The sequence below is a fragment of the Nocardia glycosmidis genome (assembly GCF_052545115.1).
On record NZ_JBQWRH010000006.1, the window covers coordinates 24,937 to 39,293 of the forward strand.

General features: G+C 68.6%; 10 protein-coding genes. 5 read left to right on the forward strand and 5 right to left on the reverse strand.

Annotation, left to right across the window (positions count from 1 at the left end; translation table 11 throughout):
• Window positions 1-21: 21 nt before the first annotated feature.
• Together ACT86A_RS09500 and ACT86A_RS09505 are read right to left on the reverse strand one after the other, a co-directional pair.
• Window positions 22-897 (reverse strand): carbohydrate ABC transporter permease, encoded by an 876-nt coding sequence (locus ACT86A_RS09500; protein ID WP_445091873.1) that lies wholly within the window; start codon window positions 895-897, stop codon window positions 22-24.
• Window positions 898-953: 56 nt separating this feature from the next.
• Window positions 954-2,267, reverse strand: coding sequence for an ABC transporter substrate-binding protein (locus ACT86A_RS09505; RefSeq protein WP_445091663.1), 1,314 nt, complete (start codon window positions 2,265-2,267; stop codon window positions 954-956).
• A 233-nt stretch (window positions 2,268-2,500) separates the two neighbouring features.
• Here ACT86A_RS09505 and ACT86A_RS09510 point away from each other — a divergent pair, with 233 nt between their 5' ends.
• The 4 genes from ACT86A_RS09510 (at window position 2,501) to ACT86A_RS09525 (ending at window position 7,369) form a co-directional block, all read left to right on the forward strand.
• The gene (locus ACT86A_RS09510) at window positions 2,501-4,759 is read left to right on the forward strand and encodes a carbon starvation CstA family protein (RefSeq protein WP_445091664.1); all 2,259 of its coding nucleotides are present in this window, start codon (window positions 2,501-2,503) and stop codon (window positions 4,757-4,759) included.
• 53 nt (window positions 4,760-4,812) lie between these two features.
• A complete protein-coding gene (locus tag ACT86A_RS09515) occupies window positions 4,813-5,016 on the forward strand; it encodes a YbdD/YjiX family protein (RefSeq protein WP_445091874.1) in 204 nt (67 codons plus the stop codon).
• A 167-nt stretch (window positions 5,017-5,183) separates the two neighbouring features.
• Complete coding sequence (locus ACT86A_RS09520; protein ID WP_445091665.1) at window positions 5,184-6,815, forward strand: DNA-3-methyladenine glycosylase 2 family protein; 1,632 nt, start codon at window positions 5,184-5,186, stop codon at window positions 6,813-6,815.
• Window positions 6,816-6,826: 11 nt separating this feature from the next.
• A complete protein-coding gene (locus ACT86A_RS09525; RefSeq protein WP_445091666.1) occupies window positions 6,827-7,369 on the forward strand; it encodes a methylated-DNA--[protein]-cysteine S-methyltransferase in 543 nt (180 codons plus the stop codon).
• 133 nt (window positions 7,370-7,502) lie between these two features.
• On the opposite strand, the gene ACT86A_RS09530 is transcribed toward ACT86A_RS09525, so the two are convergent.
• Window positions 7,503-10,583 (reverse strand): AAA family ATPase, encoded by a 3,081-nt coding sequence (locus ACT86A_RS09530; protein ID WP_445091667.1) that lies wholly within the window; start codon window positions 10,581-10,583, stop codon window positions 7,503-7,505.
• 178 nt (window positions 10,584-10,761) lie between these two features.
• Window positions 10,762-11,937, reverse strand: coding sequence for an exonuclease SbcCD subunit D (locus ACT86A_RS09535; protein ID WP_445091875.1), 1,176 nt, complete (start codon window positions 11,935-11,937; stop codon window positions 10,762-10,764).
• Between the two features lie 438 nt (window positions 11,938-12,375).
• Here ACT86A_RS09535 and ACT86A_RS09540 point away from each other — a divergent pair, with 438 nt between their 5' ends.
• Window positions 12,376-13,230: a DUF6542 domain-containing protein gene (locus ACT86A_RS09540; RefSeq protein ID WP_445091668.1), complete on the forward strand. Its 855-nt coding sequence runs from the start codon at window positions 12,376-12,378 to the stop codon at window positions 13,228-13,230.
• Between the two features lie 121 nt (window positions 13,231-13,351).
• Here the strand turns inward: ACT86A_RS09540 and ACT86A_RS09545 are convergent, their stop codons facing one another.
• Window positions 13,352-14,356 (reverse strand): 4-hydroxy-3-methylbut-2-enyl diphosphate reductase, encoded by a 1,005-nt coding sequence (locus ACT86A_RS09545; protein WP_445091669.1) that lies wholly within the window; start codon window positions 14,354-14,356, stop codon window positions 13,352-13,354.
• Window position 14,357 lies beyond the last annotated feature (1 nt).

Below are 14,357 nucleotides of genomic sequence, written 5' to 3' on the forward strand. Positions count from 1 at the left end.
GCCGCGCCGCCTCGACGGCGTTCACTGCTCGACTTCCGCCCGCCGCGCCATCCGCAGTTGCAGCAGCGTCAGCAGCAGCAGGATGGCGAAGATCACCCAAGCGAGCGCGCAGGCGTAGCCCACCTCGTAGAAACCGAAGGCATTCTGGAAAAGCATGATCCCCAGCAGATAGGTGCCTGTCTCCGGACCACCATTAGCGCCGGTCAGCGCGTAGGCCTGGTCGAAGGCCTGCACCGAGTTGATGATCGTGATGATGAAAACGAACGACAGTGGCCCCCGGATCAGCGGCACGGTGATCGCGGAGAACCGTCGCAGCGCTCCGGCGCCGTCGATCTTCGCGGCTTCGTAGAGCGTGTCCGGGACGCCCTGCATCGCGGCGAGCAGGATGACCGTCGCGAACGGCACGCTCTTCCACACGGTGACGATGCTCAGCGACACCAGCGCCCAGTCCGGGTCGGTCAGCCAGGGCACCGCGTCGATGCCGACCCAGCCGAGCGTGGTGTTCAGCAGGCCGTCATCGGTGAACAGGAACCGCCACACCACCGCCATAGCGACTGCCGAGGCGACCAGCGGCAGGAACACAATTGTTCGAAACAACCCGATACCGGCAAATTTTCGGTTCAGCAACGCGGCGACCGCGAGTCCGATCGCCACCGTGGGCAGCAAAGTCAGCACCGTGAAAACGGCCGTATTGCGGACCGCGATGAGAAACAACGGATCGGATGCGAACAGCCTTCGATAATTATCCACACCGACGAACCGCATGGGGCTGAACAAGTCCCACGAATGAAAACTCAGATAGAGCGAAAAACCCAACGGAAACAGCAAGAAGACCGCGACGGCTCCCACATTGGGCGCGACGAATGCCCAACCCGCTCGTTCTCGCCGCCGCGCCAAGCGGGACGGAGCACGCCGCCGCGGTTCGCCGGGAGTTTGCGACAGCTGTAACCCGCTCATCGTGCCTGCAAGAGGGCATCGACGTCGGAAACGAAACGACCGTGCCAGGAGTCGGCGCTGGCGGCGCCGCGCAGGACGCGGTTCGATCCGCGCTCGAGCAGAGCCGAAACCTTGCCCCAAACGGGCGTCACCGGCAATGGCCGTGAGTTCGCCGGGCCCTCGGTGAACACCTCGAGATTGCGGATCTCGCGGTGCGCGGCGGCGAAACCCGGCGACCGCATGGCGGACCCGAGCACCGGCACGAACAAGCCGGACGCCGCGATGATCTCCTGTCCCACCGGCCCGGTCGCGAATTTGACGAATTCCCACGCCTGTTCGATGCGGCTACTGTCCGCGGCGATGGACAGTCCCGTGCTGCCGACATCGGTGATCGCGCCCGGACCGCCGCGCGGGCCTGCCGGTAATACCGTGACGTCGATAGGGAGATCATCGTGCCCGGCGAATTCGGAGTACAGCCAATGTCCGCCCAGAGCCATGGCGGCCCGTCCGCGCCGGAACAGGTCCGGCGCCGAAACAGACAGCGTATCGGCTGCTTTCGGGGCCACCCGGTGGCGCACCGCCAGGTCGGCGTAGAACTGGAATCCTTCGGCGAAACGCGGATCGCCGATATTGGTTCTGGTCGGATTCACCGACGGGGTGAACCACTCGGCGCCGTTGTTCATGCCGAAGCAGGCCGCCGAGAAGTAGGGCACCCAGGCGTCGGCGAAGCCCCACCGCGTCCGCCCCGACGAATCGTGCTCGGTCAAAGCCTGGGCGGCGGCCAGGAACTCGTCGAACGACCATGCGTCACGCCAGCGAGCGGGCGGGGTGATCCCCGCATCGGCGAACAAGCGCTGGTTGTAGTACAGGAACACGCCGGACCATTGCTCGGGCAGGGCGTACTGTCCCCCGGCATAGGTGAAGGTGTCGTATAGCGCGGGGTAGCTGTCGGCGCGCAGCTGGGCCGCGTACTGCGGATCACGCTCCAGCAGCGTGTTCAGATCCAGCAGCACACCGCGGTCGGCCAAGCCGGAATACAGCAGTTCCCAGGCCATCAGCACGTCCGGGCATTTACCGCCCGCGCAATAGGTGAGCATCTGCTGCATCGGGTCCGGACCGGACATGATGGTGCGAATCCTGATGTCCGGGTGCCGTTTCCGGAACTCGTCGATGATCTTCAGCCGCACCCGCGCCTCTTCCGGTCTGGCCTGGAAGAAGAAGGTCAGCGCGTCGTCATCGGAGCCGCAGCCGCCGCCGGCCAGCAGCGGGGCCGCCAGCGCCGACCCGAGCAGCGTCCGGCGACGGACCTGGGCGACGGGATCGGCACGCAACACAGCCCTCCTCCGGGCGGATGTGGAGCTTCTTCGACCTCATAGCGGCATTCGTTATACCGGCATACGTCTCGGCTATCGCTGGGTGACGGCCGGCGCATGAACAATATTTCACGTTGCACGCCTGACGGCCGGAATCGGCACGGCGGCGTTCGCCTATCGGATACGTTGTCCTATGTTTCAGCGTCCTAGGGTTCAGCAAGATCCTGCGCGTTTCACAGGAGAGTAGGCAGATGGCGACAATCGAATATCTGCGGACCGATCCCGATCTGCCGCCCGTCGGCGTGGTCGACAAGTCCCCGATCACTCCCGCCAAGAAATTGATCTTCGCCGCGATCGCGGTACTGGGTGCCATCGCCTGGGCGGTGCTCGCCATCTCGCGTGGCGAATCGGTCAATGCGGTGTGGATCGTGATCGCCGCGGTGTCCACGTACATCATCGCGTACCGGTTCTACGCCCGGTTCATCGAACGCAAGATCACCAAGCCGCGCGACGACCTGGCCACACCCGCCGAAATCCTGGAAAACGGCAAAGACTACATGCCGATGGACCGGCGGGTGCTCTACGGACACCACTTCGCCGCCATCGCCGGCGCGGGTCCGCTCGTGGGTCCGGTGCTGGCCGCGCAGATGGGCTACCTGCCGGGGACTATCTGGATCGTGGTCGGTGTGGTGCTGGCCGGCGCGGTGCAGGACTACCTGGTGCTGTGGGTCTCGATGAAGCGGCGCGGTCGCAGCTTGGGTCAGATGGCGCGCGACGAACTGGGCGTAGTCGGTGGCTGGGCGGCCATCGTCGGCGTTCTCGTGATCATGATGATCCTGCTCGCGGTGCTCGCGCTGGTGGTGGTCAACGCGCTCGCGCACAGTCCGTGGGGCGTCTTCTCCATCGGCATGACCATTCCGATCGCGTTGTTCATGGGCGTCTACCTGCGGTTTCTACGTCCGGGCAAGGTCGGCGAGGTGTCCTTGATCGGGTTCGGCCTGCTGCTGCTCGCCATCGTGGGCGGCGGCTGGGTGTCGGAAACCAGCTGGGGCGCCAGCTGGTTCACGCTCTCGCCGGTGACCATCTCCTGGCTGCTGATCGCCTACGGTTTCTTCGCTTCGGTGCTTCCGGTGTGGCTGCTGCTGGCGCCGCGGGATTATCTGTCCACGTTCATGAAGGTCGGCACCATCGTCCTGCTCGCGGTAGGCATCCTGATCACGCTGCCGGTGCTGCAGGCGCCCGCGGTCTCGAGCTTCGCGACCACCGGCACCGGGCCTGCGTTCGCCGGATCGCTGTTCCCCTTCCTGTTCATCACCATCGCCTGCGGCGCGCTCAGTGGTTTCCACGCGCTGGTCTCCTCCGGGACCACGCCGAAGCTGCTGGAGAAGGAATCCCAAGCGCGGATGATCGGCTACGGCGGCATGCTGATGGAGTCGTTCGTCGCGGTGATGGCCATCATCACGGCCACGATCGTCGACCAGCACCTGTACTTCGCGATGAACGCGCCGGCCGGGCTCACCGGCGGCACCGCGGAGAAGGCAGCGGCCTACACCAACAGCCTCGGCCTCAGTGGTCCTCCCGTGACGCCCGCGCAGCTGAGCCAAGCGGCCAGCGACGTCGGCGAGACGACCATCATTTCCCGCACCGGCGGTGCGCCGACGCTCGCGGTCGGCATCTCCGAGGTATTCCACCAGTTCCTCGGCGGCGCGAGTATGAAGTCGTTCTGGTACCACTTCGCGATCATGTTCGAGGCGCTGTTCATCCTCACCACGATCGACGCGGGCACCCGGGTGGCGCGGTTCATGCTGTCGGACGCGCTGGGCAACTTCGGCGGGGCGGCGAAGAAGTTCCGTGATCCGTCCTGGCGGGCCGGGGCGTGGCTGTGCTCGGCACTGGTGGTCGCCGCGTGGGGGTCGATCCTGCTGATGGGCGTCACCGATCCGCTGGGTGGCATCAACACGCTGTTCCCACTGTTCGGCATCGCCAACCAACTGCTCGCGGCGATGGCGTTGACCGTGGTGCTGGTGATCGTGGTGAAGAAGGGCCTGGCTAAATGGGCCTGGATCCCCGGCATTCCGCTGGTCTGGGACCTCGCGGTGACCATGACCGCGTCCTGGCAGAAGATCTTCTCCGCCGACCCGAAGCTGGGGTACTGGAAGCAGCACAGCATCTGCCGGGCCGCGCAGGAGGCAGGCAAACTGTGCCTGACCGCGAAGACCCAGGACGATATGAACGCCATCGTGCGCAATACCTTCATTCAGGGGACCCTGTCGATCGTGTTCGCGGCGCTGGTGCTGATCGTGACGGTTGTCGGCGCGGTGGTCGCCTACCGCACCTGGCGCTCCGGCGAGACGAGCACCACCGAGACACCCGAGGAGCCGTCGAAGATCTTCGCGCCCAGTGGATTCGTCGCCACCGCGGCGGAGAAGGAAGTCCAGAAGCAGTGGGATGAGCTGATCGCGACCGGGCAAGTGCGCGCACCCGGCGCCGCGCACGTGCACGCGCGATGAGCGCTTCCGCGACCACGGGTGCCGACCGGTCCGCGCGACCGGTCGGCACCCGGCTGCGGGCCACGGCACGGGCCTGTGCAGCCGGCGTCCGCGCCGGGATCTGGTGGTTCGACTCGATACTGGGCGGACAGGACTACCGGCGCTACGTCGAGCACCTGCGTCGCAGGCACCCGGAGTGCGCGATCCCGACCGAGCGGGAGTACTGGCGGCAGCGGTACGCCGAGGCGGATCGCAATCCGGCCAACCGCTGCTGCTGAGCAAAATTTTCCGGTGCGCGCCGCCGCATATCGTTGTGGGTGGTTCACATATTCTTCGCCACGCGGCAATGGCGCGATGTCGTGGCGCCTTGGGAGTCGGCGGCCACACCGGTCAACGGTCAACGGTGGCCGATTTCCGCTAGCGCAGGTCCGTCATTGCTGCCATTGTGGGGGACGTGACGATCACGGCATTGGATTTCGAACGGTGCTATCGGGCGGTGACCACCCGAGACTCGCGATTCGACGGACAATTCTTCACCGCGGTGCGGACCACCGGAATCTATTGCCGCCCTTCGTGTCCGGCGATCACCCCGAAGCGGGCCAACGTCTCGTTCCTGCCGACCGCGGCCGCGGCGCAACAGGCCGGCTACCGTGCCTGCCGCCGCTGCCTGCCGGACGCCGCACCGGGCTCGCCGCTGTGGAACACGAGGGCGGATCTGGCCGCGCGAGCGATGCGGCTGATCGGTGACGGCGTCATCGAACGCGGCGGCGTGCCCGCACTGGCCGCCACACTCGGCTATTCGCAGCGCCAGCTCACGCGGGTGCTGACCACCGAGTTGGGCGCGGGACCGCTGGCGCTGGCCCGGGCGCACCGGGCACACACCGCGCGACTGCTGATCCAGACCACCACGATGCCCATGTCCGATATCGCGTTCGCGGCGGGATTCGCCTCCATCCGCCAGTTCAACGACACGGTGCGCGAAGTCTTCGCGGTCAGCCCCACCACCATGCGGACCGAGGCGCAACGCGCACGATCCGGCCGGCCCGCTCGTCCCGCCGTCGGCGCCACCGGCTCGCTCACGCTGCGGCTGCCCTACCGGGAGCCGCTGGACCGCGCCTGGCTGGAGTGGTTCCTGTCCGCGCACGTCGTGCCCGGCCTGGAGCTGTGGGAAAACAGCACGTACACCAGGAACCTGCGCACGCCGCATGGGCACGCCACGGTGCGGCTGAGTTTCCAGCGCGACCACGTGCGGGCGGAGTTGTCCCTGCACGACATGCGTGATCTCGCGCCAACGGTGGCGCGGCTGCGGCACCTGCTGGATCTGGACGCCGATCCGGTCGGGATCGACGAGGCGTTCGGCGTCCGGCCGGATGCGTCCGCGCCGTCCCTGGAGCGACTGTCGGATCACGACACCAGGTCTCTGCCGGACGCCGGCGCGGGCTCGCCGCCGGATGCCGAGTCGATCCCCGATGCCGACCGGATCGGCGCGCTGCGGCCGCCGTTCACGCCGGGAATTCGGGTACCGGGCTGCCTGGATGGAGCGGAACTGTTGCTGCGCACGATGATCGGCCAGCAGATCTCGGTCGCCGCCGCGGCCACGCACACCGCGCGGCTGGTCGAGGCGCTGGGCGAGCGGGTCGACGGTCCGATCCCGCTGCTGTTCCCGACACCGGAAGTGATCGCCGAGCGGGGCGCCGAAATCTTGACCGGCCCGGCACGGCGGATCCGCGCCATCGTCGCCGCCGCGGAGGCGCTCGCCACCGGCGAGCTGCTACTGCACCAGGGGCATACCGCCGCCGACCTGCGCCGCGATCTGCTCGCACTGGACGGCATCGGGCCCTGGTCGGCCGACTACATGACCATGCGCCTGCTCGCCGATCCGGACGTACTGCTGAGCACCGATTTGGTCGTCCGCCAAGGGGCGGCCTTGCTGGGCATCGACCTGACGGATACCGCGCGCTGGGCGCCATGGCGGTCGTACCTGTCGATGCACCTCTGGAAAGCGGCGCTGACCGACCGCGTCACACCTACCAAAGTTCCTGCGCTCGCCACCACGAAAGGCAGTGTCGAATCATGAATGGTCGAATCATGAACGCCAGCACCACCGTTTCCTTCGCAGTCGACGGAATCGGCACTTCTACAGCTGATTTCGCGACTACCGATACGCCACTAGGTCCGTTCACCGCGCTCGTGGACTCGGACGGGGCGGTCCTGGCCTCCGGCTGGACCTGCGACGCGGAGAACCTGCGCGGCCTGATCCATCCCACGCTGCGCCCCGCCCGGCTGCGGCAACGAGCATCGCTGGGCGAAGTCAGCGGCGCCGTCACCGCCTACCACGAAGGCGACCTCACGGCGATCGACCCGATTCCGGTTCGCCAGCAATCCGGGGATTTCCTGGTACATGCCTGGGCGGTGCTGCGTCAGGTCCCCGCGGGAAGCCCGCTCACTTATACCGAGTTCGCCGCCCGCTCCGGCCGCCCGGACGCCACACGTGCCGCCGCCAACGCGTGCGCCCGCAACGCCGCCGCGCTCTTCGTGCCCTGCCATCGAATCCTTCGCGTCGGCGGCGCACTCGGCGGATTCCGCTGGGGGTTGCCGGTGAAGCGTTGGCTACTCGACCACGAGAGCTGAGCGTCCCCGAGCGCACCGATTCATATTTCGAGACATCGGCCAGGAATCGCCGCGTCGCTCGGCACCCGCGGCGTCAGGTACCGCACATCGGAGAACGTCTCGCCCGCATCCAGACGCAGGACACGACCCCGCGTCAAGCGATGGTTGCTTGCAGGCGGGAGCCGGTGCGGCCGCGCAGGACATGCAGACGGCTGGGGATGCGTTGACGCATCTCGTCGACATGGCTGACCACGCCGACCACTCGGCCACCGGCACGCAGTTCGTCGAGAACGCCCATGACGGCGTCGAGGCTGTCGGCGTCCAGGCCGCCGAAGCCCTCGTCGATAAAAAGGGTGTCCAGAACCACGCCACCCGATTCGGCAGCCACGGTGTCGGCCAGACCCAACGCCAATGACAGTGCGGCCATGAAGGTTTCGCCGCCGGAAAGGGTTTTGGCGGGCCGAATGGCCCCGGTGTAATCGTCGCGGATGTCGAGGCCGAGCCCACCGCGGCGACCACGCGGGCCCGCCTTGTCGGAGTGGACGAATTCGTAACGGCCACCGGACATCTTGCGCAACCGCAACGACCCCGCTTGCGCTACTTCTTCCAGACGGGCGGCCAGGACATAGGAGTGCAGGGACATGTGGCGATTGTTCGCACCGCGCCCGGCGACCACATCCGCGAGTCCCTTCAGCTCGTCGAAGGACTGCTGGGCCGGAGTGATCCGGTCGACGGCGGCCCAGAGCTGACCGCACAGGTCCGCCAGCTGACCCGCTCGCCTGCCGGCTTCGGCGTGGGCGGCCACCGCGGCGTTCAAGCGGGCCTGCGCGGCTGCTACCTGGGCGTCCAGCTCGGCCGAGTCAGCCGGCTGCAGCGTCACCGCGGCCTGGATCTCCGGCTCCGCCAGAACGGCCTGCGCGTGGGCACGGGCACGGTCTGCCGCCACGAGTTCCGCTTCGATCTCGGCCAGCCGCTCAGGCGGACGCGAGGCGGCGGCGACAACCTTCGCGTAGGCGGTCAGCAACGCGAGGTCATCGCGGGCACCGCCGCCCGCGGTTACGCCGGAATCGCCACCCTGCCCGGCTGCCTCGAAACCCGCAGCGCGGGCGAGTCTTTCCACACGTTCGGCGATAGTCGAGACCTGCTCGTCTGCGGCCACCGCGTCCGCGCGGGCGTCGCGCAGGGCGGTCGCCTCGGCAACGAGGGCGGTGAGCCGAGCGCGGCGCCGCTCGATGGTCTCGTCGGCGCCGGCGGCGGTGCGCAGACGTTCGGTGAGTTCGTTCCGGCGCTGCTCGGCGGAGGTGATGGTGGCGCCGACCGCACTGCGCCGGGCGGCACATTCGCGCAGCTCATCGTGCACCAGCGTCTGGTCCTCGCGCAGCCGGGCGAGCTCGGTGGTCCGGTCGTCGGCATGCGCGGCCAGCTCTGCGGTGTCCTCGTAACAGTCGGTCGCGGCGCGCAGTGCAGCGGCGAGCTCGACGCGATCGGTGTCGCCGCCGCGCGCGACCAGCGCTTCGATCTCGCGCTCCAACCCGGTGATGCGGGCCAGCGCGCGATCGCGGCTGTCCTCCGCCGCGCGCTCGGCCGCCTGGGCGGCCTCCTCCTCGTCCTTGGCGACCGCGGTCGCGGTGGGCTGGGCGGGCGCGGGATGGACAGCGGAACCGCACACCGCGCACGGACTTCCCTCGATCAGTGCACCGGCCAGCTCGGCAGCCATCCCGGACAGCCTGCGCTCGCGCAGGTCGAGCACGAGTTCCTTCGCGTCCAGGTGGGTCGTGCGGGCAGTATCGAACTCGACCCTGGCGTGATCGAGCGCGGTTCGGCGCGCGGCCAGTTCGACGGCGGCCTTGGCAGCCGTCTGTAGTCGCTGGGTCTCCGCGGTCAGGCCGGGCAGCGCCGCGGCGGCCTCGGTCGCCTCGCGCAGCGCGGCCTCCATCGTGGCGAGCGCGGCGGGCAACTGGTCGCGCCGCTCGGTGAGTTCGATGACGCGTTCGGCCAGCGTCGTGTCCTCGGCGCGCAGCGCGACGAGTTCGTCACCCAGCCGGGCAGCGGTCGCGGCGTCGACGCGTACTTCGTCCAGGGCCCCGATCTGCCCGCTCCAGCGCTGGATCGCCGCGTCGATGTCTGCGCCCTCGCGTAGCTGCGCGTCGTCATCGGACCGGAGCAACTCGGCCGCACCGAGTTCGATGCTTGCCGGCTCCCGCAGCCGCGCCACCAATTGTCTTGCCGCGCTGGCCTTTTCGCTGCCACGCTGCCGCTGGGTCCGGACCGCTGCGCGCGCCTCGTCGATGGCCGCCGCGACCGGCTCGGCCCGGCGCGCCAAGTCGAGTTCGGCTTGTCGCGCACCGCGCCGTTCGGCCCCGGCGGCGTGGTCGTCCAGCTGCTGACGCGCCGCGGCCATCCTGCGGTGCAGCTCGTGCCACCGACGCTGTTGTTCGGCTTGCTCACGAGCCCGCGCCGATTCGTGCTGGCAACGTTCGAGTTCGGTGACGGCGGTCGCGAGATCGGCGCGTGCGGCGGACAGCAGGTCTTCGGACCAGGCGACGGACTCCACCGCGCCGACCGAATCCGCGACTCCGGCCGCCATCCCGACCTGGGTGATCAGTCGCTTGATGCCGTCGGTCCGTACGTCCAGCTCGGCTTCGGCGGCACGGCGTCTGTCGGCCAGCCACTGCTCGGCGGTGCCGAAACGGTGGGTATCGAAGAGCTTTTCGAGCAACTTCTCGCGGTCTTCATTGTCCGACCGCAGGAATCGGGCGAAATCGCCCTGTGGCAGCAGCACCACCTGGAAGAACTGGTCGGCACTCATTCCGAGCAACCGAAGCACCTCTTCCCCGATATCCGCTATCCGAGAGAGATTTTCGCCGTGCCCGTCCAGCCAGGCGAGCGTCGCCTTGGCCGGCACAATGCGCACGCCGGTGCCGTCTCGTTTGGGGCGCGCGAATTCGGGACTACGGGTCAGCCGCAGTCGCCGACCGCCCAGAGTCGCCTCCAGCACCACCCGCGGCGGCGTGTTCTCCGGTGCGTGATCGGAGTGCAGTCGCTTGCTTTCACCACGCGCACCGGGCACCTTGCCGTAGAGACCGAACGCGATCGCGTCCAGCACCGTGGTCTTTCCTGCGCCGGTCTGGCCGTGCAGGAGGAACAAGCCGTCGGAGCCGAGCGCATCGAAGTCGACGACCGTGGTGTCCGCGTACGGGCCGAACGCGGTCATCTCCAGCTTGTGCAGTCTCATATCGCCGCGCCCACGCCCATGGCCGGCTCGCCCGTGCGGTGTCGTCTATCGGCATGCGCGCAGCCCTGTGTCGCCACGCTGCCCTGCCGCCAGGCCCAACCGCTCATGCTCTGTCGCCTATCCGCGTTCGCCGGGCCCTGTATAACCACGCCACCCTGCCGCCGCCTGGCGTGACCGGTCATGCCGTCAACTCCTCGGGCGTGGTCACCGCGCTCATCTGCTCGCGTTCCGCGACGGCGGCGGTCAGCGCGCTCTCCAGCCAGGCCATCTCGCTGCCGGTCGGCGCGCCGCGAACGTCGGTGAGGAAGCTGCGGGCTACGTCGGTGTCGCGGCGGCCGTGCACCCGCTCACGGTAGCGCAGTTCCGGGTTGCCCTCGGGCCGTGCCCATTCGACGTGCACGGCGTAGGGAAACCGTGCTCTGAGTTTGCGCATGGCGTCGACCGGGCGAGCGGTGTCGGTGAGCATTGCGGAGACGTAATGCTCTTCGGACTCGCTGTGCCCCACATCGCTCAGCAACTCGTCCAGGGTGCCGGTGAGTTTGCTCAGTCCCCGGATCGTCGGCAGATCCCGGCGCCGTACCGCGCACAAGCCCGCCCCGTCCAAATCGACGATCCACACCGCCTTGCGATGCGAGTTCTCGGCGAACGAGTACGGCAGCGGCGAGCCGCAGTAGCGCACCGACTCCGCCAGCGTCTGCGGCGAATGCAGATGGCCGAGCGCCACGTAGTCGATGCCTTCGAAAGCCGCCAACGGCACCGTCTCCACTCCCCCGACCGAGATCGACCGTTCCGACCCGGTGGCCGCGCCACCGACTACGAAGGCATGCGCCAGCACAACCGTCCGCGCATCCGGCCGCCGCGCGATGTCGGCGCGGATGCGTGCCATCGCCGCGGCCAAGATCTCCGCGTGCGAACGGGCCTGCGGCACATCCAGTTCGGCCCGGGTGATCTCCGGTTCCAGGTACGGGATGCCGTAGCACGCGACGAGCCCATGAGCGTCCTGGAGCAGAATGGGGCGATCGGCATCGGCGACCGTGGTGCGCAGATGCAACCCGCCCGCGGCGGCGAAACTGGCGCCGGCACCCAGCCGGGCCGGCGAATCGTGGTTACCCGAGGTGGCGACGATCTGCGCCCCCGCCGCACGGATGGCCTCGAATCCCCGGTTGCACACCGCGATCGCGTCGGCGCTCGGGATCGACCGGTCGTACACGTCGCCTGGCAGCAGTACCACGTCGACCGACTCCTCGGCAACCAGCTCCGCGATGGCGGTCAGTGAACGAGCTTGGTCGGCAAGCAGATCGACACCGTGAAACGTGCGCCCGATGTGCCAGTCCGAGGTGTGCAGCATCCGCATGCCGCGAAACCGTAGGGCAACCCACCGACAGACTTCAATCGCCCCGCCCGCCGCGCCGGGTTTGCCCAGGCACGGCACGGCGTGTCCGCCGGATCGGACGACGTGTTCGGTCACCCGGCCCGGATCGTCACGCAGGTTGCCGGGCACGCCGAAGCTTCCCAGCCATCGCGGTACCGACGATCCCGTAGGCCATGCGGCGGTCGCCGCGGCGGACCTCCATCCGCACGGCTACATCGCGGTTTCGACTGGATCAGCGCATCGGAGCGAACGGGCACCCGTGCGCGATCCGCACGAGCTGGAAGCCGAATCTCCGGTGCCTGCGATCGCCCCGGTGGATACCTGAGCCGCTGGGTGACCTCAGCCGACATGGGTGGGTAGCCGCAGGCCTATGGCCGTGCCGCGACGCCACCGAGTGCGGCGGCAACTAGGGTGCATAGCGTGGCTGCTTCCGAACGTGCGCGATCCCGGGTGCCCGCGGCGAAACGCTCGATCCTGCCGTCGGTACCGGGAACCCCTATCGGCGCGGCGGTCCTGATCGCGGCTGCCTGCACGTTTGTGGGATTCCTGATCGACGCGGCGGGCGGAGGCGGCGAGCTGACCGGTACGTTCGCCACGCTGTACATCGTCGGATGTGTGGCGGCTGTCGCGGCGGTGCGCTACCGCGGGCTGTTCAGCACGATGGTATTGCCGCCGCTGCTGCTGTTCGTCGCTGTGCCGCTGGCCTATCAGCAGCTCATCGGCCGCGGCTCGACCTCGGTGAAGGACATCCTGCTCAACCTGGCGATCCCGCTGGTGTACCGCTTCCCGACGATGATGCTGGCCACGGTCGTGGTAGCGCTGATCGGCGGTGCCCGAATCCTGCTGCACCGGCGCGAACAGGAGGCCAGTGGACCGCTCCCCGTGCGCCGCGGTGGGAGGAAGCCGCCCGCCAAGAAGGCCGGGCCCACTCGCGCCTCCGGCACGCTCGCGGACGCCGCGCGGCGCAGGGCCCGCCGTCCACGGACCGAGCCCGATGAGCCCGACCTGGATGACGTGAACCAGCCCGCCTCCCGTCCGTCCCGCCGAGCGGCGGCCCAGGTCGCCGACGCCCCGCCCCGGGTCACCCCGTCCCGGCCACGCGAAAGCCGTGCCCCGGCACGCGGCGGCTCCCGCCCGACCGGGGCGATGGCCCGCGCCGAAGGCGAAGCACCGCGCACGGCAGGCGCCCGCCGGGAAATCCCTCCGCATCCGCAACCCAACGTGCGTTACCGCGATTCGACTCGCACCGAGCGGCGCAGGCCGGAGAATCTATAGCCGCCTGCCCGGCATGGACCGGCGATGAACCTCAGGCCGGATCAGCGGCGGGCTCAGGCGTTCATCCGTCGGCTCGGATTTCAGCGCTCGGCTCGGATTTCAGCGGCGGGCTCGGGTGTTCTCAGCGGCGGGTCTCGCGCAGTTCGCGGGGCAGCGCGAAGACGAGTGTCTCGTTTGCCGTGGTGACCGGCTGGACATCGCCGTATCCGTGCCCGGCCAGCATGTCCAGGACGCCGCGGACCAGGATCTCCGGGACCGACGCGCCGGAGGTGATGCCGATCGTCCGGACGCCGTCGAGCCAAGCCGGATCGACCTCGCGGGCGAAGTCCACCAGGAAGGCGGCCTTGGCGCCCGCCCCGAGCGCGACCTCGACCAGGCGCACCGAGTTCGAGGAGTTGCGGGAACCGACCACGATCACCAGGTCGCATTCCGGCGCCATCGCCTTCACCGCGACCTGACGGTTCTGCGTGGCATAGCAGATGTCGTCGCTCGGCGGATCCTGCAAGGCGGGGAAGCGCTGCCGCAGCCGCTGCACCGTCTCCATCGTCTCGTCCACGCTCAGCGTGGTTTGCGAGAGCCAGATCACCTTCGACTCGTCACGCACGCTGACCTTGTCCACCGCGTCCGGTCCGTCGACCAGCTGGACGTGCTCGGGCGCCTCACCGGCGGTGCCCTCGACCTCCTCGTGGCCTTCGTGACCGATCAGCAGAATGTCGTAGTCGTCGCGGGCGAACCGCTTGGCCTCCTGGTGCACCTTGGTCACCAGCGGACAGGTCGCGTCGATGGTGTGCAGGTTGCGCGCCGCGGCGGATTCGTGCACCGCGGGCGAGACACCGTGCGCGGAGAAGACGACGACCGCGCCCTCCGGAACCTCGTCGGTCTCGTCGACGAATACCACCCCGCGCGCACGCAGCGTCTCCACCACGTGCCGGTTGTGCACGATCTCCTTGCGCACGTAGATCGGCGCGCCGTGCTTCTCCAGCGCCTTCTCCACGGTTTCGACGGCACGGTCCACGCCGGCGCAGTACCCGCGCGGCTCGGCGAGCAACACACGCTTTCCGCCGTCGGCGTTTGCGACACCTGCCGAGCGGGCGATTCCGACGTTCAAGGCAATGGCCGAAGACATG